We start from the raw sequence: 24,196 nt of genomic DNA on the forward strand, positions 1-24,196 counted from the left end.
CGGCGCTGGCTCGTCGCTACATACCGGTCCGCCGCTACGGCACCGCCCCGACGGAACGGCGCCGTAGCGGCGTGACGGATCAACCGGCGTGACGGATCAACCGGCCAGGGCGGTCCGCACCTCCTCGGCGAGCAGGTCCACGTAGTCGCCGGTCCAGCCTTCGATCGTGGTGTGTTCCCACAGGTCGGTGGAGTACTCGACGTACCCGGTCAGCGTGTCGCCCGCCGGGACCAGCCCGAAGTTGAAGTCCGTACGGGAGGCCGGAACGGCCAGGTCGTCGACCGCGGCGGTCACGCCGGGCAGCTCGATGTCCGTCCGCAGCGAGTTCTGGAACTGGAACCCGAACGGGACGTGGTCCGGCACCTCGACCCCCATCTCCGTCCGCAGCGGCCCGGCGAGCCTGCGCAGCGGCATGATGTGGTCGATGCCCTCGGTCGAGGTGTGCGCGACCTGGCGGACGAGGGCGGTGAAGCTCCCGGCCTCGTCGAGTCGGATACGCAGCGGCAGCCCCACGGCCGTGCAGGCCACCAGCGCCTCGAAGGCGCGGCGCTCACGGTTGGCGTAGGAGACGTTGACGACGACTTCGGACCGCCCGGAGAGCTTGCCGGCGAGCCGGCCCAGCGCGGCGACGGTGACCGCGTACGGCGTCGTGCCGCACTTCCTGGCCAGCCGTTCCACGTCGGCGCGTAGGTCGGCGTCCACGGAGAAGAGCGCGACGCGGCCCTGTCCGCTCAGGGTTTCCGGGCGCGGCCGGTCCAGGGGCAGCGCGTGCTGGAAGGGCGCTCCTTCGAGCTCCCTGGCCCAGTACTTCAGAATCCGCTGGTCGGTACGGTCCGTGGCGGTCTCCTGCTGCCAGCGCGCGTACTCGGTCGGCTGCGGCACCGTCTGGCCCAAGGTGTGCGGCCTCCCGGTCACCGCGGCCCTGTAGAGGGCGGCGAAGTCGCTCAGCAGGATGCTGACGGCCCAGCCGTCGCAGGTGGAGTGGTGCACCAGGAGGAACAGCACCCAGGCCGACGGACCGGTGCGCACCAGGCGGAATTTGGGCGCCACTCCTTCGGTGAGGTCGAACCGGGTGGCGGCGACCTGTGCGCTGATCCGCTCGATCTCGTCGCCGCCCGTGTCGCCGTCCACGTCGGCCGCGCCCGCCGTTCCGGCGGGCCCCGGCGTGGCGCCCTTCCGGGTGGTCAGATCCTCCACCCGGAGGTCGACCGGTCGCGGCCGGAGGATCTCCTGCCACCACTGCTCGCCCTCCTTGACGAACCGGGTCCGCAGCGACTCGTGGCGGGCGGTGAGCTGCGTCAGCGCGGTACGCAGTGCCGCCAGGTCCAGGTCGCCGGTGAGCGTGATGCGCAGGGCGACGTTGTAGACCTGCGGCAGAGTGTGGCGGTGGTGCCAGTTGATGAAGCCTTGCTGCTGGTAGGTGGCCGGGGCACGGTCGACCACGTCGGCGGCGCCGTCCGTCCGGGCGCCCGCCCCGGGTTCGGCATGGGCCTCGGCCCCAGTCGAGGCCTTGGCTCCAGTCTCGTCCTCGGCCCCAGTCTCCCCCTCGCCATCGCTCTCGGTCTCGGTACCGGTCTTCGCGCGGGCCTCGGTGCCCTCGGGTTGTCCGGCGGTTCCGCTGTCGCCGGCCAGGTACGCCGCCATGGCCCGTACCGTCGGCTCCTGGTAGAAGCGCACCATCGGGTACTCCTGGCCGAACACTTCCCGGGCGCGGTTGACCAGCCGGATCGCGGCGATCGAATGACCGCCTAGGTCGAAGAAGGAGGTGTCGGGGCCGATGGCGTCGGCTGTGAGGTCGAAGGCGTCGGCCCAGAGGGCACGGAGGCGGTGTTCGAGCCGGTCCCGGAGGCCGGCTGCACCGACGGTTCCCTCGGCCGGAGCTGCGACGGGTGCCGCCTGCCGTGTCGTCTGCCGGACCTGTCCGTCGGGCTTCTCCGGAACGGGCGCGATCGGCGCAGCCGTGACGATCTCCGGGTCCGGCAGCGCGGCGCGGTCCAGCTTCCCGTTGACCGCGAGCGGGAGTGCGGTGAGGACGGACCAGGAGCGCGGTACGAGGTACTCCGGCAGCCGGGACGCGAGGTCGCGGGCCAGCCGACCGGCGTACGTCCGGCGGCCGGCCGCGGTGGTGGCGTGCTCCGCGTCCTGGTCCACCGGTACCGCATAGGCGGTCAGGTAAGCCTCGCCCCGCTTGTCACGGCGGGCCACTACGGCAGCCTCGCGCACGCCGTCCAGGCCGTTGAGCGCGCGTGCCGTCTCCTCCGGCTCGACGCGGTATCCGCGAACCTTCACCTGGTCGTCGACGCGCCCGCGGAACTCCAGCGCCCCGTCCTCGGTCCACCGCACCAGGTCCCCGGTGCGGTAGAAGCCGGGCCCGCCCAACGACGCCTGCGCGCCGGCCCCGGCACCAGCACCAGCACCAGCACCAGCACCGAGCGGATCCGGCCCGAACCGTTCGTCGGCCGACGCGGGCGCCCCCAGGTAGCCCCGGGCCACGCCCGGCCCGCCGACGTACAACTCCCCCACCGCGCCGAGCGGCACCGGCGCTCCGGACGTGTCGAGGACCCGCACGCTGACGTTGTCGACGGGACGGCCGATCGGGATCGGCCGCGATCCGGTGGTCTCGGGCGTGCGCGGGCCGACGGTCTCGGTGGTGCACAGCACGGTCGTCTCGGTCGGCCCGTACACGTTGACCGTTTCGTACGACACGTCCGGGTGCGGCCGGGTACGCATCACGTCACCGCCCAGCAGCAGGTGGCGCAGCGGCGGCTGTTCGGCGGGCGGCAGGGTGAGCAGCGCTTCGCCCAGGGCGGTGGGCAGGATCGAGAAGGTCACGTGCTGCTGCGTGTACCAGCGGGCCAGCGCCGACGTGTCCGCCCGGACCGTGTCGTCGGCGATGACGACAGAGGCTCCCGCGGTCAGCGCGGGCCAGATCTCCAGGACCGAAGCGTCGAAGCTCTGGCTGCACACCAGCGCGCTGCGGTCGGCCGAGGTGAAGGCGAAGCGCTTGTGGTGCCACTGGCAGAGGTCGACGACCGCTCGGTGAGGCACCGCGACGCCCTTGGGCGTGCCCGTGCTGCCGGAGGTGTAGATGACGTAGCACAGGGACTCGGGCCCGGCGACGTCCGACGGCGCCTTCTTCTTCGTACGGCCGGTGGCACGGTTCTCATCGGCGGCTACGTCGATGACGGCCAGGCCGTCGGGCAGGTCGAGCGCGTCTGGCACGCCGAATGCGTCGGGCAGGCCGAGCTCGTCCGCCTGCGAACCGGTGCTCAGCAGGAGGCGGGCGCCGCATTCCGCGATCACCGTGGCGGCCCGGGCCCGTCCCAGCGACGGATCCAGGGGGACGTACGCCCGGCCGGTCTTGAGCACCGCGAGCATGGCGACGATGAGGTCGGCGGAGCGGGGCAGCCACAGGGCCACCACGTCGTCCGAACGGCCCTCGGTCGCTGCCGCCGCGGTCCCGGACCGCTCGCGGATGACGGCCGCCAGCCGTTCGGCCCGGGTCTCCAGTTCGCGGTAGCTGAGACGGTCGTCACCGTGGTGGACGGCGGTCCGGTACGGGGCGACCGCCGCGCGCCGGGCGACGAGTTCGTGGACGGTGGCCCGCGCCACCGGACGGACCGGGCCCTGCTGCCATGCGGCGGGCACCGGCTCCGCGGCCGGCTCCACCGGCGCGACGGCGACCATGCCCGGCTGCCGTGTCGCGGCCACCGTCCGCCGTGCCTCGGGCGCCGTCCGCCCGGGCGCGGGCGTCACGGCGTGGTCCGTTTCCGGCCGCGTCCGCGCGGTACCGAGGCGGGACAGCGGTGTGCCCGGCTCCCGTACGGCCGCTTCGAGCAGGTCACGGAAGGTACGGAAGAAGCCGTCCACGGTGCCCGCGTCGAACAGGTCGGAGTTGTACTCCAGGTGGCAACGGATGCCTTCGGGCTGGTCGGTGAAGTACACGGCGAGGTCCGTGAGGGCCTTGTCGGGGCCCGCGTCGATCACGGTGGCCCGGACGCCGGGCAGGTCGAAGCGGAACGGGTCGCTGCTCTCGAACTCCGCGAGCACCTGGAAGACCGGCGTGCGGTCGGTCGTACGCGCCGGCGCGAGCTCCCGCACCACCGCTTCGAAGGGCACGTCCGCGTGGTCGTAGGCGTCCAGGGCGACGCCCCGTACCCGGTCGAGCAATGTACCGAACTCCGGGTCGCCGGACAGGTCGAAGCGGAGCGCGAGGGTGTTGACGAAGAAGCCGAGCAGGTCCTCGGTGCCCTGGGGGCGGTCCGAGATCGGGGTGCCGACGACGATGTCCCGCTGTCCCGTGACGCGGTGGAGCATCGCGGTGAAGCCGGCGAGCAGCGTCATGAAGAGGGTGCCGCGCCGCTGCCTGCTCAGCTCCCGCAGCCGTACGGACAGCTCCGGGCCGAGCCGGTGGAAGACGGCCCGCCCGTTGGAGGTCATGGTCGCGGGGCGGGGACGGTCGCGGGGCAGCTCCAGTACGGGGAGTTCGCCGCCGAGTGTGTCGAGCCAGTACGTCAGGTCCGCGGCGCTCGCCGGGTCGTCCAGCGTACGGAGCTGGGTGCGGGCGTGATCGGCGTACGTGCCGGTCAGCGCGGGGAGTGCGGGATCGGAGCCGTCGTGGGCCGCCCGGTAGAGGGCGGACAGGTCGCGGGCCAGGACGGCGGCGGAGGCGGCGTCCACGACGATGTGGTGCAGGGAGAAGACCAGGACGTGCCGCTCCTCCCCCAGCTTGACCAGCCGGGTGACGAACAGCGGGCCGTTGACGAGGTCGAAGCGCCGCGCGCTCTCCTCCGCCAGGACGGCGCGGACCGCGGTGTCCTCGTCGGCCGCGCCCGCGTCCGTGCGGTCGAGCACCGCGAAGTCCGGTGCGGACGGCGGCCGGACGAGCTGACGGGGCTCGTCGTCGATCTCGCGGAAGACGGTCCGCAGCCCCTCGTGCCGCGTCACCAGTCCACCCAGCGCCGTGCGCAGCGCGGGTACGTCGAGCGGGCCGTCGAGGCGGATGGCCTTGGTCTCGTTGTAGGCGGTGCGGCCCGGCAGCATCCGTTCGAGGAACCAGATGCGCTGCTGACCCGGTGACAGCGGGGCGCCGCTCTCGTGTGCGGGCTCCCGGGCCTCCAGGGCCGGGGCCGGGACGGTCGGCGCGGATGCCCGCGCACCCGCGTTCGCTCCCGTACCCGCGCCGGCGTCCGCGCCCGCGCCCGCGCCCGGCGCATGGTACCGGCGGCGCAGCGCGTCGATGTGGGTGAGGCCGGTGCGCAGCGACTCCGGCTCGATGCCGAAGTCGACGAGCGAGACGATCTCGTCGGCGCCCGCCGCGCGTACCGCGTCCACCACGGAGGCGACGGTCTCGGGCGTGCCGATGAGCGCCCGCTGGTCGCAGTAACGGTCGTAGGCCCGGCGGAAGAGCACGTCGAGGTCGTCCTCGCTGAGCGCGGACAGGTCGACGTTGTGGCCGAGGCTGTTGGCGACGTTGCCGAACAGGGAGAGCGAGGCGCGCATGTAACGCGCCAGGGGCTCGTACGCCTCGGTGCGCGCCGTGCGGTGGTCGGCCGCGAGGTAGGTGTGCAGCAGTACGGCCACCCGCCCCGCGTCCGGGTCGAGGCCGTGCTCGGCGCGGGTGCGGCGGTACAGCGCGACGTTCTCGGCGAGCTGCTCGATGCTCTGGGTCATCAGGTTGGTGACCACGCCCACGTCGTGCCGGGCGGCGGCCGCGTACGAGGCGGGGTTGCCGACCACCGCCGTGTACATGGGCGGCGCCTCCTGGACGGGGCGCGGGAACAGGCGCACCTCGGTCTCGCCGTCGCCGCCGGTGCGCCGTACGGCCTCGCCGCGCCAGAGCCGGCGGACCTGCTCCACCTGCTCGTACATCAGCTCTTTGTGGCGGCCGAAGCGGTCGGGGAAGAAGACGAAGTCGTTGGCGTGCCAGCCGCTGGCGCAGCCGATGCCGACCCGGCCGCCGGAGAGGTTGTCGGCCATCGACCACTCCTCCGCGACGCGGACCGGGTCGTGCAGGGGCAGGACGACGGAGCCCGCGTTGAGGCGGACGTGCCGGGTCTCGCGGGCGAGGGCGGCGGCGAGCACGACGGGGTTGGGGAAGAGACCGCCGAAGGAGTGGAAGTGCCGTTCCGGCATCCACAGCGCGTGGAATCCGTGCTGGTCGGCGAAGCGCGCGGTCTCCAGGATGTGGTCGTACTTGCCCTGTGCGGCGGCCTGGGAATGGCCGTCGGCCGGTTCCTGGGGGTAATCGCCGAAGAAGTAGATGCTGAAGTCGGGGGCGCGGCGTGCGGCCACGGCCGCGCGGCTACCGGGTTCGGTTCTCGGCGCCGCAGCCTGCGCCGTTGCCGGAGCCTGCGGGGCTGTCGAAGCCTGCACCGTGGCTGAGGCCTGCGCGACCGCCGGTGCCGCCGAAGGCAGCCGTTTCGGTCCTCCCGGGAAGAATCCTGCCGCGCGCAGCTCTCGCAGCGAGCCGCGGACCGCGTCGGCGATGAATTCGATGTCGCCATCCGAGTGGGCGGTCGACAGGAAGAAGTTGCGCCATTCCCAGACGTGCACCCCGCGCAGCATGAGGTGGTGGTACAGCAGCTCCATGTCCGCGCGGTGCTCGAAGCGGAACTGGGAGCCGAAGTGGCTCACCCGCAGCGGGAAGTCCTCGTCTTCGAGGAAACGGTTCAGCGAGCCCGCCAGCTCACCGGTGCGGGCGTTCAGCCGCTCCTGGAGCCGCGGGCTGTGCTCCTTCAGGTGCGTCAGCACCGCGCGGGCGGCGACCATCGAGACCGGGTGCTGGATGTACGTACCGCCGAAGAAGGTGGTGTCGGCGGGCGGGTAGCTGGCGTCCCCGTACTGCCAGAAGCCGCCGTCCACACCGTCCATGATGTCCGCGCGGCCCGCGATGGCGCCGATCGGGAAACCGCCGCCGAGCAGCTTTCCGTACGTCGCGAGGTCGGGGGTGACGCCGTACAGCTCCTGGGCGCCGCGCGGCGCCGGGCGGAAGCCCGTCAGCATCTCGTCGAACATCAGCACGATGCCGTGGCGCCGGGTCAGCTCGCGCAGCTGCCGTACGAATTCGACGGGGCGCAGCGACGGGTGACGGCTCTGTACGGGTTCGATGATGACCGCGGCGATGTCGTCCGCGTGCTCGGCGATGGCCTCCAGGCTCGCGTCGCTGCCGTAGTCCAGGACCAGCAGGTCGGCGACGCTGGCGGCCGGGATGCCGGTGGAGACGGGGACGGTGATCCGGTCGGCGCCGGTGCCGGTGGAGCGGCCCAGGACGTTGTCGGCGTGGCCGTGGTAGGCGCCGTGGAAGGTGACGATGCGGCGGCGGCCGGTGGCGGCGCGGGCCAGCCGGATCGCGGCGGAGTTCGCCTCCGTACCGGAGTTGGCGAACGCCACGCGCTCCATGCCCGTCAGTTCCGCCAGCAGCTCGGCGGCCTCGCCGGTCTCGACGTTGCGTGGGCCGAGCTGGATGCCCCGGGAGAGGTGTTCGCGGACGGCCTCGCTGACGAACTCCGGTTCGTGGCCGAAGAGGAGCACGCCGAAGCCCATGGTGATGTCGACATAGCGATTGCCGTCGACGTCCTCCAGCCAGGAGCCGCGCGCCCGGCGTCCGGCGATCGGGTACAGCATCTCCTTCGTCTTGCTGCGGAACCCGACGACGGCCCGGCTGTCGGCCAGTACGCGGCGGTACCGCTGGGCGATCTCCTTGGACGTGGCGGTCCTGGCCGTGTAGCGGCGAACCAGGTCGTCGAGGTGCGCCTGCTGGGAAGCGGAGGCGGAGCCGCCGACCATGCCGGAGGCGCGGGAGACGGTCACCCGGGGGCCGTGCACCCGCTGCCGCCAGTCGGCATCCGGCTCCTGCGCCACGTCCCCGGCCGTGGCACCGTCCGCGGCCCCATCCGCACCCCCGGCCCCGCCCGCAGCCTCGATCCGCTCCGCGATACGCCGGGAGAGGTCGGCCATCGCGGCCAGGTCCTGGTCCACCGCAGCGGCGGCGGCGCTCAGCCCGGTCATTTCCCGCCCGCCTTCCCGTTGGTCACCGCGCCGCCGGTCAGGGCGCTCGTCGCCTGTGCGGTCAGCAGCTGGGAGAGCTGGTGTATCTGGGACATCATCTGGAGCTGGATCTGGGACAGCTGGTTCACCTGGCGGACGAGGTCGGTCAGCTCCGCGCGCGTCACGGGCTGCGATGGGCCGGCCGGCTCGGCGGGCGCGGGCTCCGGGGCACGTACGGGCTCCGCAGCGCGCACCGGTTCCGGGGGCTCCGCGGCAGCCGGTTCGTACCGTACGGGCTCGTCAGCGACCGGCTCGGCCCGTACGGCGGCCCCGCCCGCACCACCGGGGCCGCCCGGAGCGCCCGCACCCCCTGCCATCCGTCCCACGATCAACTCCGCCAGCTGTCCGGGAGTGCTCGCCTCCTCGAACAGCTCCCGCATCGCGACCTTGACCTGGTGGTCCTGCTCCAGCTCGCGCAGCACGCTGATCATCTGCAGGGAGTCCGCCCCGAGGTCGAAGAAGGATGTGCCGCCGGTGATCGCGTCCGCGTCGTGCCCGAGGTGCTTGGCGACCGACTCGATGACGTGCCCGAGCACCCTCTCGAACACTGCCTCGTCCTGTGCCACGTCTTCCTCTTCTCTCGCTGGTTCTCGCGCTGGTTCTCGCACTGGTCCGCCGGTCCGGACGATGGTCGGCTCCGGCCCCGTCCAGAAGGTCTTGTGCTGGAAGCGGTAGCCGGGCAGCCAGGTCCTGCGGCCTCCGCTGCCGGCAGTCAGCGCCGGCCAGTCGAGGTCCGCGCCCGCGCAGTGGAGCTGGGCCACCGCGCCCCAGAACGGGGCGGCCCCGGCGCCGCGGCGCAGCGTCGGCAGCGCCCGTACACCGGGGAGGGCGGCGCGGGCGAGGCCGCTGAGCGTGGTGTGCGGGCCGATCTCGACCAGCGTGGCGGAGCCGGTCCCGCCGAGTGCGCGCAGTACGGCGTCGTAGCGGACCGGCTCGCGTGTCTGCCGAACGAAGTAATCGGCGTCCGGCACCCAGCCCGGCTCGTACAGGTGTCCGTCGAGGCAGCTGACGAAGCCGGTCGTGACGGGGCGGAAGGTGACGCCGTCGAGCAGTTCCCGGAACTTGTCCAGGACCGGGTCCATCAGCGCGGTGTGGAAGGCGCGGGTCACCGGCAGCCGTTCCGCGGTGCCGCCGCGTTCCTCCAGCAGGGTCAGCAGCCGGTCGACGGCGGTGACGGGTCCGGCGAGCACATGCCGCCGCACTCCGTTGACGACGGCGAGTTCGAGGCCGGTGATCTCGGCGGTCAGGTCCCGGACGGCGTCCAGGTCCGCCGGGACGGCGGCCATGGCACCGGGCGGGCAGTGGTCCTGCATCAGGCGGCCGCGCTCCGCGGTGATGCGCAGGCCGTCCTCGACCGACAGGGCGCCCGCCGCGCACAAAGCGGCGTACTCGCCGACGCTGTGCCCGGCGACGGTGTCCGGTGCGAGGCCGGCGTGGCGCCACAGCCCGGTGAGGGCGTACTGAAGGGCGAAGAGGGCCGGTTGGGCGGTTCGGGTGTCCTCCGTGAGGGCGCGGTCCGCGTTCGGGTCGAGCAGGACGTCGAGCAGGGAGCTGCCGTACAGCTCCTGGTGGTGGCGTTCGCAGGTGTGGAGCAGGTCGCGTACGGCGGTGAAGCGTTCGTACAGGGGGCGTGCCATGCCGGGGTACGGGCTGCCCTGGCCCGTGAACTGGAAGGCGATGCCCGGGCGACCGTCGCGGGGTGCCTCGCCGGTCGTCACGGCGGCGGCCGCGGCGGGGCCGCCGGTGCCCGCGAGCCAGCCGTCCAGGGCGGCGGCGAGGTCCGCCGGGCTGGTGCCGCGGGCCGCCAGGCGGTGCTGGTGGTGGACCCGGCCCGCCGCGGTGGTCACCAGGTCGGCGAGGTCCGCTTCCGGGTGCCGGGTCAGGTGGTCGCGTACGGCGTGGGCGTTGGCCGTGAGGGCCGCTTCGGACCGGCCGGACAGGACCAGGACGTCCGGCGGGGGCACGGTGGCGGTGCGGGGTGCGGGTTCGGGGGCCTGCTCCACGATGATGTGGACGTTGGTGCCGCCGACGCCCAGCGACGAGACGCCCGCGCGGCGCGGTGTGTCCCCCTGGGGCCACGGGCGGGCGGCCTCGGGGATGTAGAAGGGGCTGCGGTCGAGGTCGAGGGCGGGGTTCGGCTCGCGGAAGTTGGCCATCGGCGGGATGACGCCGTGCTTGAGGACGAGCAGCGCCTTGATGAAGCCGGCCAGGCCCGAGGCCACGTCCAGGTGGCCGATGTTGGCCTTGGTCGAGCCGAGCGCGCAGTAGCCGGTGCGGTCGGTGTCGGCGCGGTACGCGGAGACGGCGCCGTCGAACTCGATCGGGTCGCCCTTGAGCGTGCCCGTACCGTGGGTCTCCAGATAGCCGACGGTGTCCGCGCTGATGCCGGCGTGGTCCAGCGCGCGGCGGATGGCGCCGCGCTGGCCGGCCGCGCTGGGCGCGGTGTACGTCTGCTTGTCCGCGCCGTCGTTGTTGACGCCCCAGCCGCGGATGACGCCGTGGACGGTGTCGCCGTCGGCGAGCGCCCGGTCCAGGCGTTTGAGGACGACGGCGGCGACGCCGGTGCCGCCCACCGTGCCGTCCGCCCCGGCGTCGAAGGCGCGCAGGCGGCCGCTCTTGGAGAGGATGGAGCCCTTGACGTACTGGTAGCCCAGCACCTGCGGTACGTGCACGGCCGTGGCTCCGGCCAGCGCGACGTCGCTGTCACCGACCAGTACCGACTGCGCGGCGAGCTGCAGGGCGACCAGGGAGCTGGAGCATGCGGTCTGGATGCTGACGGCCGGGCCGGTCAGGTTGAGGCGGAAGGCCACCCGGGTGGCGGTGAAGTCGGTGTAGTTGCCGACCATGACCTGCATCCTGGAGAGCCAGTCGTCGCCGACGGGGCCCTTCAGGACGTTGTTCAGCAGGTAGTTCTCCATGGTGTACAGGTGATAGCCGGTGCTGGCGAAGACGCCGGTGCGCTGACCGTTCCGTTCCCGGGGGTATCCGGAGTCCTCCAGGGCCTGGTAGGCGCATTCCAGGAACATCCGGTGCTGCGGGTCGGTGAGCTGCGCCTCCCGCACACTCATGCCGAAGAACGCGGCGTCGAACCCGTCGATGCCGTCCAGGATGCCGCTCGCGCCGACGAAGTCGTCCGCCCGGTACTTCGCGGCGGGGACGCCGGCCGCGGCCAGTTCCTCGTCGGTGAAGCGCCGTACGCAGTCCCGGCCGTCCCGGATGACGCTCCAGAACTCCTCGGGGGTGTCCGCTCCGGGGAAGCGGAAGGCCATGCCGATGACCGCGACGCGCGAGTCGGCGGGTGGGTTCATGAGGTGCCGCCCTCCGCGGCGGAGACCTCCCGGCCGGGCGCCGGGCCGCCGCTCTCCCGGGCCGGTGGTTCGTGCGGGAACAGGGAGCGTCCCCTGGACAGCACGACGAGCAGGGCGACGCACAGCACGATGGCCAGGCCCTGGAACGCGCCGACCACCTGAAGGGGCGAGTAGCGCTCCAGCAGCGCGGCGCTGACGATCATGCCGAGGCCGAAGCCGCTGTTCTCGGCCGAGGCGGAGATGCCGAAGAGCCGTCCGCGCTGGTGGTCGGGGGCGGTCTGGAGCCGGGAGACGTACGCGATCTCCGTGAACCCGTCGGCCATGCCGGCGACGAGCGCGGCGACGGCGGCGGGTACGGCCGGCAGGCCGCTGAAGACCACGATGAACGCCGCCGACATCACGCAGGAGCCGATCGCGAAGGCGCGCTCCCCGGGTGACCACCCGGTCTTGCGGGTACGGCGCGAGCACACCTGCTGCGCCACGATGTTGCCGATCGCCCAGGTCGCCCAGAACTGGCTGACGAAGGTGGCCGGGTGGGACGGGTCCAGGGCGCTGGAGTAGATGGGCAGGGCGACGTTGTGCGACGAGGAGCCGAGGCCGTCGGCGGCGCGGACCGCGACCATGACGGCCAGCAGCGGCGCCGCCTTCAGGAGTGCGAGGGAGGCCCAGCGGCCGGTGCCCGCCGCCGCGTCCGCGGCCGTGCCGTCGGCCGCGCCCCGGCCGGCGTCGGCCCGGGTGCGGATGGGCAGCAGGAAGAGGACCGTCGCGGAGACCGCGAAGGTCGCGGCGTCCAGCGCGAAGGCGGTGGTGTAGCCGAACTCCGCGACGACCACGCCCGCCGAGGCGAAGCCCGCGATCATGGCGAGCGAACGGCCGGTGACGAGCAGGCCGTTGGCCCGCGTCCGCAGGTCGGCGCCGACGATCTCCGGGACGCTGCTGCGCAGCGCCACCTGGGAGAGCGTCGAGCAGGCACCGGTGCCCACGGCGAGCGCGAAGAGCAGGGCGACGCGTGCGCCGTCGGGCGCGAGGAGCAGCACCACCAGGGCGGCCGCCTGGGTCAGGTCCGCGCACACCATCAGCCGCTTGCGGTCGTACCGCGAGACCAGCCGGCCGCTGACGAAGCCGGACAGTACGCTGGTGATCAGGCGTACGGCCATGAACAGGCCCGCGGTCAGCGCGCTGCCGGTCACCTGGTAGACGAAGACGTTCAGCGCCACCATGTTCAGGTAACTGCCGTACGCGGAGACGGCGTTGCCGACGACGAGCAGCCGGAAGTGCCCCACCCTCTTGATCCCCCTTAGCGCCCCGTGCCGGCCTGGTCCACCACGCGGACGGCGGGAGGACGTACTTACCGTCACCCGGTTCGCGGGACGCCTGGAGACGCAACATCCGGTGACTTGACCGCCGCTTCGCCTCGCGTGTAGGGGCAGGGCGGGAACGGCCGCGGCCTTCTTGCGTTTTGCCGCGTCCGTGGTTAGATCAAGCCGCATGTCACGGGGGACGTGCTGCCCCCGCGGCACCGCCGGCAGTTCCGCTCCGTACCCGCGGGAGGGCGCACCATGTCCGGTCCCGCACGGGCCGTCTCCCCGGCGCCGCGCCGATGAGCCCGCGAGCGCCCCACAGCGTGGCGGCCGTACCACGGCCCCGCCCCGCTCCGCCCGCGCCGTCGGACCGACCGTCCTGACGCCGCGGGCCGCCGGACCTTCCCTGCTCCTCCGTCACCCCCTTGGAGAAGAGATGTCGGACCCCTGCGCGTCCACCCTGTCGCCGATGCTGTCCCCCCGGGAGCGGGAGGTACTGTCGCACATCGCCGACGGTCTGACGTACGACCAGACGGCCAGGCGTCTGGGCATCAGCGTCCACACGGTCAGCACCTACCTGCGCCGTATACGGGCCAAGCACCCGGCTCCGACCCTCGCTCATCTCGTACGGCTCCAGCTGGCGCAGAACAGCGGCTGACGGGTCGGCGGTCCGGGGCGCGTCCGCGGCGGCGCGCCCATGTTGGCCGGTTTCCGCCCGGTCAATGGCCGATATCCGGACAACATCACGGGGGCACGCCTGCGGCCTCGGGGTCCGCCGGCCGTGCGAGCCGGTGTGCGAACGATTGGCGCCACCGGGTTTCGCGGGACGGCGGCGGGTACCCGCTGCCGGACGTTGCACCCGATGCGAGGGGCGTCCGGTGGCCATGCGTAGCTCGGAGCCGGTGTCCGGACTCCGGCCGGGCGTCCCCCGAAGGGACCAGACCCGGACGTGGCGTCCCGGCGGCGCGCGGGTCCCGTGGTGAACTGCGGGCACGGGCGCCGGCGGCACGGGACACGCGCCCGGCCCGTCCGGCGGCGCGTCCGACGGGCGGCCGCGCTCCACGTGAGTCAGCGCCCACCGGCCGGTTCGACGGAAGGACGTGTGATGCGCCGTATCCGTGCGGAGGATGACCGCAACGCGGCCGGGGTCCGGACGATGGACGCCCGGGAAGCGGACACGGCTCGAACGGTTCACGGCCGGGACGCGGACCGGGTGCGAACGGTGGACGCGGACGTCGCCGGTGCCATCGGGCAGGCGCTGGACGAGGTGCTCGGTGCGCGGCTCGCCGCGGCCGCGGCGGCCGACGCCCTGTTCACGCGCGACATCGCCGAACGCGTCGCCCGCTTCACGCTGGGCGGCGGCAAACGGCTGCGCGGCCGGTTCGTGTGGTGGGGGCTGCGGGTGTGCGGGGGCGGCGGTGAGGCGGCGGACGCGGCGCTGCGTCTGGCGGCCGCGCTCGAACTCCTGCAAACCTGTGCGCTGGTGCACGACGACGTGATGGACGGGTCCGAGCTGCGCAGGGGGCGGCCCGCCCTGCACGCCGAGGTGCGGGGGCAGTACGGCCGCCAGGCCGGGACCGGCCGGTCCACCCGCTCGGCGGAAACGTTCGGCCGGTCCGCGGCGATCCTGGCCGGCGACCTCGCACTCGCCTGGGCCGACGACACCGTCCTGGACACCCGCTTCCCCGCCCACGCACGGTCCGCGGTGCACGCCCAATGGCGGACCATGCGGACCGAGATGGTCGCCGGTCAGTACCTGGACCTGCACGGCCAGGTCACCGCGTCCCGCTCCCCCGCTCACGCGCTCCGCACGGCCCGCCTCAAGAGCGCCCGCTACTCGGTCGAACGGCCACTGCTGCTGGGCGCCGCCCTGGCCGGTGCCGACGACCGGGCGGCCGGTGCGCTGCGCTCGGCGGGCCGCTGCGCCGGGCTCGCCTTCCAGCTCCACGACGATCTGCTGGGGGTGTTCGGTGACCCGGAGGAGACCGGCAAGCCGTCGGGGGACGACATCCGCGAGGGCAAGCTGACCTACCTCACCGCCGTCGCCCGCGCCCGCGCGAAAGCCACCGGCGACGACGAGGCCCTCGGCGTCCTCGACGCGGCCCTGGGCGACCCGGGCCTCTCCGCCGCCGCGGTGGACCGCGTACGGGACGTGTTCGTCTCGACCGGGGCCCGCGCCGCGCTGGAGGACAAGGCCGAACTCCTCGCCGACCGGAGCGTGGCGCACCTGGCCGACGTGCGCACCGCCGACCCGGCCGCCCTCCGCCACCTGCACGAGCTGCTGCGGGCCACGGCCGGCGCCCCTCCGCGCGGCTTCCCCATGACGGTGCCCGCCGCGGCCCGCGGAGGTGAGCGGTGAAGTCCGTACCCGGCCGTACCGACCACGTCGTCGTCATCGGCGCCGGCCTGTCCGGGCTGTCCGCCGCACTGCACCTGCTCGGTGCCGGGCGGCGGGTGACCGTGGTCGAGCGCGCGCTCCAGCCCGGCGGCCGGTGCGGCCGCCTCGCACGCAACGGCTATCTGATCGACACCGGGCCGACCGTGCTGACCATGCCGGACCTCGCCGAGGAGGCGTTCGCCGCGGCCGGCGCCTCGATGGCGGAATGGCTGGACCTCGTGCCCCTGCACCCCGCATACCGCGCCCGGTTCGCCGACGGCAGCTCGCTGGACGTGCACACCGGCGCGGACGCGATGGAGGCCGAGATCGAACGGTTCGCGGGGGCCCGGGAGGCCGTGGGCTACCGGCGGCTGCGCTCCTGGCTGGAGCGCCTGTACGCGGTCCAGATGCGGCGCTTCATCGACGCCAACTTCGACTCGCCGCTGCAACTGCTCCACCCCGACCTCGCCCGGCTCGCGGCGCTCGGCGGCTTCGGCCGGCTGGACGCCCGGATCGGCCGGTTCCTGAGCGACGAGCGGGTGCGCCGCGTCTTCTCGTTCCAGTCCCTGTACGCGGGCGTGCCGCCGGCCCGTGCCCTCGCCGCGTACGCCGTCATCGCCTACATGGACACGGTGGCCGGCGTGTACTTCCCGCGCGGCGGCATGCACGCGCTGCCCCGCGCCATGGCGGACGCCGCGGCCGAGGCGGGCGCGGAGTTCCGGTACGGGTACGGGGTACGCGCGCTGGAACGTTCCGGTGACCGGGTCACCGCCGTCGTCACCGACGCCGGACGCGTCCCGTGCGACGCGGTGGTGCTCACCGCCGACCTGCCCGAGGCGTACCGCCTGCTGGGCCGCAGCCCACGCCGCCCGCTGCCGCTGCGCCGCTCCCCCTCGGCCGTCGTGCTGCACGCGGGCACCGCCGCGACCTGGCCGGAACCGGGCCACCACACCATCTCGTTCGGCGCCGCCTGGCACCGTACGTTCCGCGAACTCACCCGCACCGGCACCCTGATGAGCGACCCCTCGCTGCTGCTGACCCGGCCGACCGCCACCGACCCGTCGCTGGCCCCGCCGGGCCGCCACCTGCACTACGTCCTGGCGCCCTGCCCCAACACCGACATCGGTCCCGGCGTGCACGCCTGGCGCGACCTGGGCCCCCGCTACCGGGCCGCGCTCCTCGCCGAACTGGAACGGCGCGGCTTCACCGGCCTGGACACGGCGGCCGAGGAGGAGTGCCTGGTCACCCCGGCGGACTGGAGCCGTCAGGGGCACGGCGCCGGCACGCCGTTCTCCGCCGCCCACACCTTCGCGCAGACCGGGCCGTTCCGGCCCCGCAACCTCGTGCGCGGCACCGAGAACGCCGTACTGGCCGGGTGCGGCACGACGCCGGGCGTCGGGGTGCCGACCGTCCTGGTCTCGGGGAAGCTGGCCGCCGCGCGGGTGACCGGCGGCGGTTACGCACGGTCCGTCAAGGTGACCGGCCTCGGCGCGCGCCGCCGCCCCGCCCGCACGCCGGAGGGCACCTCGTGACCGCCCGGGAACTCGACGCCGCGGGCATCACCGAACCCACGCTGCGCGCCGCCTACACCCACTGCCGCCGGCTCAACGCCCGGCACGGCAAGACGTACTTCCTGGCCACCAGACTGCTGCCGGTCGCCCGCCGGCCCGCCGTGCACGCCCTGTACGGGTTCGCCCGCTGGGCGGACGACATCGTCGACAGTCTCGACGACGACGCCACACCTCAGGAACGTGCCACAGCGCTGCGCGCCCTGGAAGCGCAGCTCCACGCGGGCCTCGCCCGGGGCGGCGGCGACGAGCCGGTCGTACGGGCACTGGCGCACACCAGCGCCGTGTACGGCATCGACCCGGCGTACTTCACCGCCTTCATGGCCTCCATGCGCGCCGACCTGGAGGTGACCGACTACCCGACCTACGACGACCTGAGCCGCTACATGTACGGCTCGGCCGAGGTGATCGGCCTCCAGATGCTGCCGGTCCTCGGCACGGTCACGCCGCGCGAGGAGGCCGCCCCGCACGCCGCCGCACTCGGAGCGGCCTTCCAGCTCACCAACTTCCTGCGGGACGTGGGCGAGGACCTGGACCGGGGGCGGGTCTACCTGCCCGCCGACCTACTGGGCGCGCACGGCGTGGACCGGGAACTGTTGCGGTGGAGCCGGCTGACCGGCACCGAGGACCCCCGGATCACCGCCGCGCTGCGGGCCGCGGCCGACCTCACCCGTGGCGTCTACCGCCGCGCCGCGCCCGGCGTCGCCATGCTCGACCCGGCGTCCCGGCCCTGCATCCGTACCGCGTTCATCCTCTACCGCGGCATCCTGGACGCCGTGGAAGCCGACGGCTACACGGTCCTGCACCGCCGCGCCGTCGTGTCCCGCCCGGTCCGCGCGACCGTGGCCCTGGACGGACTGGTACGGGTGACCGCGGCCCGCAGCCGGTCCGGCCCCGGCACCCCGGCCACGGCAGAACGCCCCGGAGGAAGCACCGTGAACGCTCCCCACCGCCCCTCCGGACGCCGCCGGTACCCGCTGAGCCTGCGCCGGCGGCCCGTCGCGTGGGAACGCCAGCGGCCCACCTGGCGGGACGCCGCGCCCGACGTGATCGCGGGAGCGCTGGAACGGGCCAAGGCCCGGCCGTCCGGCAACTGGTACGCCGTGGGCGCCTCGCGCGACGTCGGCCGGGACCGCCCCCTGGGACGGACCGCCGCCGGGACGGAAATCGTCCTGTGGCGCGCCACCGACGGGCGCCTGCACGGCGGCCCCGGGGCCTGCCCGCATCTGGGCGCGCCCCTGAAGGACAGCCGTGTGCGGTGCGGCACCCTCGTCTGCCACTGGCACGGGCTCGCCCTGGACGGCGGCCCGTTCGCCGGGTGGGAGCCGTACCCGGTGTACGACGACGGGGTGCTGGTCTGGGTACGCCTTGACCGGGCGGGCGGCGAGGAGCCGCTGGCCCGGCCGCGCGTCCCCGAGCGTCCGGAGGCGGCCGCCGCCGTCGCGGCCGTGTACACCGGCGTCGGGCGCTGCGAGCCGGACGACGTGGTCGCCAACCGGCTCGACCCGTGGCACGGCGCCTGGTTCCACCCGTACTCCTTCGCCGACCTGACCGTGACGGACGGCCCGGCGGGTCCGGAGGACGCGCTGACGGTGGAGGTCTCCTTCAAGGTCGCCGGGCGTCTGGTCGTCCCGGTCCGCGCGGAGTTCACCGCGCCCGGGCCGCGCACCGTGGTCATGCGGATCACCGAGGGCGAGGGTGTGGGGTCCGTCGTGGAGACCCACGCCACTCCCCTGGGCACCGACGCCGCCGGCCGCCCGCGCACCGCCGTCGTGGAAGCGGTCGTCGCCGCCTCCGCCCGGCCGGGGTTCGCGGTGGCCCGCGCGGCCGCTCCCTTGCTGCGCCCCCTGATGAGGGCGACGGTGGGACGGCTGTGGCGCGACGACATGGCGTATGCGGAGCGGCGGTGGGAGCTGCGCAGTGCGGGGCGCTTTCCGGGTTGAGGCGCGCTCGGACATCCGGGTGCGGCCGGTGGCGGAAGACGACAGGCTGAGCGGCTGGAGCAAGCCCTTGACGTGCCCGAACTCATCGCTGACGGCGGCTTCACGCTGCGGCCGTGGCGCCTCGGCGACCTGCCCCCCGTCCAGGAGGCGGCGGAGGATTCCTACATCCCGCTGATCACGACGGTGCCCTCCCCATGCTCCGAGCCGGCCGCTGTCGCGTTCGTCGAGCGGCAGTGGGGCCGGGCGACGACGGGGGCCGGCTACCCGTTCGTCGTCGTCACCCCTGACGGGCGGCCGGCCGGCATGGTGGGACTGTGGCTCAACGACCTGGGCCAGGGCCGTGCGTCACTCGGTTACTGGGTCGTCCCGTGCGGGCGGGGTTCCGGCGCGAGGGACTGCTGCGGGGGTGGCAGCAGGTGGGGGCCGAGCGCCGGGACATGTTCATGTACGCGCTGCTGAACGGCGATCGGTGACGCCGCCCCTGTTCCGCCTGAGGGAAAGGCGCGAGGACGCAGGGGTTACGCGTTGCCGAACCACCCGGGCACGTCGAGCAGGAACGCCTCCTCAGGGGTCACCTTGCGCAGGTCGGCCTCCAGCGCGCGCAGCCGTTCCTCACCGAGGGTGTCGGCCCAGTCGGCCCGGAGGCGGTCGAGGATGCGCGCCGACCGGGCCAGGCAGTCCCGGCCGCGCTCGGTGAGGCGTACGGTCTTGCGTCGCGCGTCGCGCGGATCCGCGCCGCGCTCCACGTACCCGAGGCGTTCCAGCGTGTCGACCGTCTTGCCCGCGGCCTGCTTGGAGACCCCGATCCGGCGGCCCAGTTCGGCGGCGGTGGTGCCGTCCGGGCCGATCGCCTGGAAGACGTAGCCGTGCATCGGCCGGACGTCGGGATGTCCTTGGCGCGCCAGTTCGTCGTGGAGCTCGTCGATGAGGACGCGGAAGGCGAGGAACAGCCGCAGCGGCAGCTCGAATCCAGGGGGGTCGTTCGGCTCGTTCGGCACGTTCGGGAACCAGGCTCACTACTCGTCACTGCTTCGACAATGGCGTTGTCGAGCTTACGGGCTCCGGCCGGGAACCGTCACCCGCCGGGCCAGGTCAGCCCGCGAGGAGCGTACCGGTCAGGACGACGTGCACGGCGGTGCCGCCGACGATGCTCAGCAGGGCGTCGCGGCGCCCCAGGTGCAGTCCGACGGTGACGGCGAGCGCTGCCAGAGGGGCGATGGCGCGCGCCTGGGACAGTGGCAGGTCACGCAGGCGCGGCACGCAGGGCCCCCGATTGACGGCGGCCGAGACCGTGGCGGCCAGCAGCAGGTAGCGGGTGTCAGGCATGGGACGGTCTCTTGCGGGCGGAGCGGTACCGGACCAGAAGGGCGGCGGCGAACAGGGTGAATGCCCCACCGGTCCGTGCCCCGGCGGACTCAGGTGCCCAGCGCCCGCGCCAGGCCCCGCAGCACCGCCGACCGGCCGCGGTCCGGGACCGTCCACAGGGTCTGGCCGCGTACGCCCCACCGCTCCAGCAGGGTGTTCGCGGCGAGGAAGCCGGTGGTGGCCGCGCGTTCCATCAGGGCCACGGGGAGGCCGGTGCGTACGAGGTCGCCGGCGACCGTCACGGCCGGGTCGGGGGTGCGCACGGTGGGGCGGTCGTGGTAGCCGCCCACCGGGAACAGGGGGCAGTCCGCGTGCCACTCGTGCCGGGCGTCGATGACCTTCGCCTCGCGGGTCTCGGGGTAGACGCGCTGCAGCCGGCCGGTCAGCCGGTCCTGTTGTACCGGCCGCGCGGTGTCCGTACCGAGCGCGTACGCGTGCAGCTCGACCACCGAGCCCCCGCTGCGGGCGGCCCACCGTGCCGCCTCCCCCTCCCAGCGTTCCAGCACGCTGACGTTGTCGAGCGGGCCGAAACCGCTGGTGCCGAGGAAGCCCGGCCGGTCCGGGGCCACCGGCCGGTCGAGCCAGAGCCGGGAGACGAGGAACGGCGGCGCGGTGCGCAGCCGCAGCATCCGCTCGCGCCAGTGCGGGTCGCCCAGCCCGGGTGAGGCGGCGACGAGGTGGCGCAGCCCGGCCACGTCGAGGGCGAGCACCACCGCGTCGTGGCGCGCCGCGCCGTGGCCGCCCCGTACGGTCACGCCTGCGCCGCCGGGTACGGATTCCACGGTCTCCACCGCGCAGCCGGTCCGCAGGGTGACGCCGTGGCCGGTCAGGTAACGGCCGAGCGGCTCCCACAAGGCCTGCGGGAACGGTTCGCCGGGGACGTCGAACAGCAGCCCCTCGCTGGAGCCGAGGAAGTAGATGTGGAACATCAGCGCCATCTCGGCGGCCGACAGTTCCTCCGGGTCGGCGAAGAAGCTGCGGGAAAACACCTCGAACGCCAGGTGGTGCGCGGCCTCGGGGAAACGGATGCGCTCCAGCAGCCGGCGCGCGCTGACGCCATCCAGACGCTCGTACACGTCCGGCGTCCGCACGTCGAGCAGCGGCAGGGCGGCGCGCGGGTTCATCCGGGCCATCTCGCGCAGGGTGAAGGTCGGGCTGAGCGCGGCGAACCCGAGGGCGCTCCACGGCGGGGTGCGCGGGACGTGGGCGAAGCTGTCCTGGAGGCCGCTGCTGTGGCGCAGCGGGTAGTCGGGCAGCCCGGTGAGCGCGGCCAGCGCCGGGTCGGCCCGCCGCAGGAGTCCCCGCAGGTTGTAGTACTGACGGAAGAAGGCGTGGAAGCCGCGGGTCATGGTCGCCCGGGAGCCGTCGGCGAGCCGGATCCGCCGTCCGGCGAGCCGGCCGCCGAGCCCCGGCTCCCGCTCGTACAGCGTGACCCGGGCGCCCCGTTCGGCGAGTCCGGTGGCCGCGGCCAGTCCGGCGATACCGCCGCCGATCACCGCGACGTGCGGCGCCTCGCCGGTGATCCTCGACCGGCCCGGCGCCGGCCGCACGATGCGGGCGCGCCGGTCCCGGCCCCGGCGTGGCGCGGCGGTGGCGCGCCGGGCGGTGGCCGGGGGGCCGGCGTCACTCGGGAGGGTCGTCATCGGGCGGTCCGTTCCTGTGCGGGGCCGGGGCGGCGTGCGGTGCGGGCGTCGGCGTGGTGGCTGCGGTTCGGGCCGGTCGTACGGGTGGCCTGCGGCGCAGCCTCGGCAGCTCGGCCACGGTGCGCAGCATGGGCAGTACGGGGGTGTGCAGGCCGATCGACAGGTCTTCGCGCAACCGGGTGCCGCCGTCCAGGAAGCGCAGCAGCCGTTCCATCGGTACGCCGTGGAACAGCCCGGTGAAGAAGCCGGCGCCGTCGACGCGTCCGGTGTCCAGGGCGCGCAGCAGGACGGCGTCCATCAGCCGGGAGCGCGCGGGGTGCGGGGGCGGCGGGGCCGGGGTGCGGCCCTGGTGGAAGGCGGCGGCGACAGCCCGGGTCTGGCGCTGGACAGCGGCGAAGGTGTAGCCGGTCGACGGCCGGGTGGCGCCGCCCGCAGCGCCGATCCGGAAGACGCCGGGCCCGGCGCGGCGGGGGAAGCGCGCGTCGGTCATCGGGATGACGCCCTGCTCGGAGGCGGTGACCCGGTACGGGCCCAGTGGGCGGACCTCGGTGAGGTAGTGGCGCAGCGCGCGGTGGTAGGCGGCCTCGTCGAGCGGGACGGCGGAGAACTCGGTGTACTCGACCAGCGCTTCGTACGGGCCGAGCGGGAGGACGTAGCCGAAGGAGAGGCCGTGGTCCGGCTGCGGGGTGCGGAAGTCCATCAGGTCGGCGGTCGCCGGGTCGAACTCGGGCCGCTCGGTACGGACGAACCAGCCGTGGAAGTGCTGGAGCAGGGTGGTGCGCGCGGGCGGCAGGGCGGGCAGCGGCCGGGAGTCGAAGGCCCAGCGGGCCCGTAGCCGTACGGGGTCGCCCGCCGCCGTCGTAGCGCGGACCTCGGCGCCGCCGCCGGGAAGTGCGCGCACGTCGTCGACGACGGCCGCCACCCGGCGCGCGGACGGCGTGGCCGCGAGCCGTTCACCGACCAGCTTCTCGAATGCGGCCGAGCGCATCATCTTGTACCGCAGTGGTGCCGGGCGTCCGGTCAGCACGGACCCGTCGGCCCCGTGGACGCGCAGCCGGTCCCAGGAGGCCGCCAGGACACCGTCGTACTCGCCGTCCGGCCCCTCCCAGTAGCACCAGGTGCGCTCGGGGGGCCGCAGGGGACCCGGCGGCGCGTCCACGACGGTCACCTCGGGGCAGCGGACACCGGCGGGCGGGTCGCAGAGCCGGTGGGCGAGGGAGAGCCCTGCGGCGCCGCCGCCCACGACGGCCACTTCTGTGTCGTACACGCCGTCTCCCTCCCGTACCGCCGGGCTCCACGCCGACGGACGCGCCACGTCTCCGTGTGCCCGCCCGGCCGGGATTCACCGGCCACGGTCATTACAGCGCCGGACAGCCGGCCATCCACGGGTGACACGCGCCACGGCAGCGGGAGAGGCGGCGCATCGGGTCCGGCGCAACCGCCTGGAACGGAGAAAGCCCCGGCCAGACGGGGGAGCTGGCCGGGGCGGTCCCGGGCACGGGCGGGGACGCCGCTCATCTTCGATGAGGGTCCACACAACCCGTGATCAATTGAACGATAAACCACCGTGGACCCATCCGCCAAACCGGATCGATGTGACGCATATCGCTCCCGGCGACCGCACCCGGCCCGTACGCGTCAGCGGCCCCGGTGCCGCGCCGCGGAGCCGACGGGAGTCGCCACGCGGACGCACGACTGCCGCGCAGCAGGGCGCCCGTCCCCGCTGCGCGGCAGTCGTCGGAAGGTCAGGAGGTCAGGAGACCGGGGCGAGCTGCGCCACCAGCCCGTTGCGCCACAGGGCGTCCACCCGGGCGCGCTCCTGCGCGTTCGGGTTGGTGTTCTGGCAGGAGGGGCCGGGGCCGCCACCCGACATCAGCTCGCTGCAGGGGCCCGAGTAGTGGTCGGGCAGGCCGAGGACGTGGCCCGTCTCGTGGGCCGTCACGCGGGTGGAGTTGTACTGCTGGTTCTGCCGGTAGTCGAGGAAGATGTAGCCCCGCCCGTGGCCGTCGGTGCTCGCGTAGGAGCCGCGGGAGTCGTTGCCCTCGTAGTACCGGAAGTCGGCGTTGGAGCCTTCCTGGAGCTTCACGTTGCGCACGGAGCTGTTCCAGATCTGCGTGCTGCGCGCTATCTGGCTGCGGAAGGTGGGAGCGCTGCTCGCGTTGTACGTGACGGTGACCGCCTGGACGCCGGGCGTGGCCGCGCGCTTGGCGGCGGCCGACTTCATGACGGCCTGGAAGAACGCCTTGTTGGCCGCGGCCTCCTCGGCCGAGCCGGCGTACTTGGCCACCGAGGCCGGAGAAGAGACGCCCGAGGGGGCGGCCGGGGCGGAGGCGGCGGTCGCGGGGACGGTACCGAGGGAGGCGGCCAGACCGAGGCCGAGCACGGCGGTGAGGACCGTACGGGTGGGTCTCATGGGGGAACCTCGTCATCCGTGGGAGGGATTTGGTACCGGGATTGTGAAGGAATCAAGGTCCCCTGCGGATGACAGCTTTTGGTGATAGGGCCGTGACATCGCCCCGCCGGCCCGGCCGTCCGGACAGCCGCAACCCGCTTGTCACGGAAGGTTCATGGGGCGGGGAGGGTGCCGTTCACACCGCCGGCACGGGAACGTGGCACGTGCCCGTGTCATCACCGCCTCCGTC

The 24,196-nt window shown here is 73.9% G+C and carries 13 protein-coding genes and 1 pseudogene; 6 read left to right on the forward strand and 8 right to left on the reverse strand.

Translation table 11 applies throughout. The features are described from left to right. Positions 1-96: 96 nt before the first annotated feature. The 3 genes from ACZ4Z1_RS28805 to ACZ4Z1_RS28815 are packed head-to-tail and all read right to left on the reverse strand — an operon-like array spanning position 97 to position 12,640. Positions 97-8,010, reverse strand: a complete 7,914-nt coding sequence (locus ACZ4Z1_RS28805; RefSeq protein ID WP_468489557.1) for a MupA/Atu3671 family FMN-dependent luciferase-like monooxygenase — start codon at positions 8,008-8,010, stop codon at positions 97-99. Further along, positions 8,007-11,357 (reverse strand): type I polyketide synthase, encoded by a 3,351-nt coding sequence (locus tag ACZ4Z1_RS28810; RefSeq protein ID WP_468489558.1) that lies wholly within the window; start codon positions 11,355-11,357, stop codon positions 8,007-8,009. The genes ACZ4Z1_RS28805 and ACZ4Z1_RS28810 overlap by 4 nt, the downstream gene beginning before the upstream one ends. Next, complete coding sequence (locus ACZ4Z1_RS28815; protein ID WP_468489559.1) at positions 11,354-12,640, reverse strand: MFS transporter; 1,287 nt, start codon at positions 12,638-12,640, stop codon at positions 11,354-11,356. Before ACZ4Z1_RS28815 ends, ACZ4Z1_RS28810 begins: the two co-directional genes overlap by 4 nt. A gap of 487 nt (positions 12,641-13,127) precedes the next feature. On the opposite strand from ACZ4Z1_RS28815, the gene ACZ4Z1_RS28820 reads away from it, so the two are divergent. The 6 genes and pseudogenes from ACZ4Z1_RS28820 (at position 13,128) to ACZ4Z1_RS28845 (ending at position 19,005) form a co-directional block, all read left to right on the forward strand. Beyond that, a complete protein-coding gene (locus tag ACZ4Z1_RS28820; RefSeq protein ID WP_468489560.1) occupies positions 13,128-13,316 on the forward strand; it encodes a helix-turn-helix domain-containing protein in 189 nt (62 codons plus the stop codon). 447 nt (positions 13,317-13,763) lie between these two features. After that, on the forward strand, positions 13,764-15,017 hold the full coding sequence (locus tag ACZ4Z1_RS28825; RefSeq protein ID WP_468489561.1) for a polyprenyl synthetase family protein: 1,254 nt from the start codon (positions 13,764-13,766) through the stop codon (positions 15,015-15,017). Continuing rightward, positions 15,014-16,567 carry a phytoene desaturase family protein gene (crtI, locus tag ACZ4Z1_RS28830; protein WP_468489562.1) on the forward strand — a complete coding sequence of 518 codons (1,554 nt, stop codon included), beginning with the start codon at positions 15,014-15,016 and terminating at the stop codon, positions 16,565-16,567. The genes ACZ4Z1_RS28825 and crtI overlap by 4 nt, the downstream gene beginning before the upstream one ends. After that, positions 16,564-17,553: pseudogene (locus ACZ4Z1_RS28835) on the forward strand (phytoene/squalene synthase family protein); the annotation flags it as partial. The gene crtI and the pseudogene ACZ4Z1_RS28835, both read left to right, overlap by 4 nt. After that, the gene (locus tag ACZ4Z1_RS28840; protein WP_468489644.1) at positions 17,539-18,546 is read left to right on the forward strand and encodes a DUF5914 domain-containing protein; all 1,008 of its coding nucleotides are present in this window, start codon (positions 17,539-17,541) and stop codon (positions 18,544-18,546) included. The pseudogene ACZ4Z1_RS28835 and the gene ACZ4Z1_RS28840, both read left to right, overlap by 15 nt. Before the next feature lie 72 nt (positions 18,547-18,618). Beyond that, entirely contained in the window at positions 18,619-19,005 is a 387-nt protein-coding gene (locus ACZ4Z1_RS28845) for a GNAT family N-acetyltransferase (protein WP_468489563.1), read from the forward strand. Positions 19,006-19,064: 59 nt separating this feature from the next. Here the strand turns inward: ACZ4Z1_RS28845 and ACZ4Z1_RS28850 are convergent, their stop codons facing one another. From ACZ4Z1_RS28850 to snpA, 5 genes are all read right to left on the reverse strand, one after another. Then, positions 19,065-19,544, reverse strand: a complete 480-nt coding sequence (locus ACZ4Z1_RS28850) for a MarR family winged helix-turn-helix transcriptional regulator (RefSeq protein ID WP_468489564.1) — start codon at positions 19,542-19,544, stop codon at positions 19,065-19,067. Between the two features lie 94 nt (positions 19,545-19,638). After that, the gene (locus ACZ4Z1_RS28855) at positions 19,639-19,872 is read right to left on the reverse strand and encodes a branched-chain amino acid ABC transporter (RefSeq protein WP_468489565.1); all 234 of its coding nucleotides are present in this window, start codon (positions 19,870-19,872) and stop codon (positions 19,639-19,641) included. 89 nt (positions 19,873-19,961) lie between these two features. Next, positions 19,962-21,554, reverse strand: a complete 1,593-nt coding sequence (locus ACZ4Z1_RS28860; protein ID WP_468489566.1) for an FAD-dependent oxidoreductase — start codon at positions 21,552-21,554, stop codon at positions 19,962-19,964. Then, complete coding sequence (locus ACZ4Z1_RS28865) at positions 21,535-22,821, reverse strand: lycopene cyclase family protein (RefSeq protein WP_468489567.1); 1,287 nt, start codon at positions 22,819-22,821, stop codon at positions 21,535-21,537. Before ACZ4Z1_RS28865 ends, ACZ4Z1_RS28860 begins: the two co-directional genes overlap by 20 nt. Before the next feature lie 486 nt (positions 22,822-23,307). Beyond that, positions 23,308-23,967, reverse strand: coding sequence for a snapalysin (gene snpA, locus ACZ4Z1_RS28870; RefSeq protein ID WP_468489568.1), 660 nt, complete (start codon positions 23,965-23,967; stop codon positions 23,308-23,310). Positions 23,968-24,196 lie beyond the last annotated feature (229 nt).

It is taken from the genome of Streptomyces sp. NPDC030165 (genome assembly GCF_055573595.1).

Coding starts and splice junctions, on each gene's coding strand:
- ACZ4Z1_RS28820 (WP_468489560.1), top strand. CDS start 13,128: ATGCTGTCCCCCCGGGAGCGGGAGGTACTGTCGCACATCGCCGACGGT.
- ACZ4Z1_RS28810 (WP_468489558.1), bottom strand. CDS start 11,357: ATGAACCCACCCGCCGACTCGCGCGTCGCGGTCATCGGCATGGCCTTC.
- ACZ4Z1_RS28805 (WP_468489557.1), bottom strand. CDS start 8,010: ATGACCGGGCTGAGCGCCGCCGCCGCTGCGGTGGACCAGGACCTGGCC.
- snpA (WP_468489568.1), bottom strand. CDS start 23,967: ATGAGACCCACCCGTACGGTCCTCACCGCCGTGCTCGGCCTCGGTCTG.
- ACZ4Z1_RS28825 (WP_468489561.1), top strand. CDS start 13,764: ATGCGCCGTATCCGTGCGGAGGATGACCGCAACGCGGCCGGGGTCCGG.
- ACZ4Z1_RS28860 (WP_468489566.1), bottom strand. CDS start 21,554: ATGACGACCCTCCCGAGTGACGCCGGCCCCCCGGCCACCGCCCGGCGC.
- ACZ4Z1_RS28855 (WP_468489565.1), bottom strand. CDS start 19,872: ATGCCTGACACCCGCTACCTGCTGCTGGCCGCCACGGTCTCGGCCGCC.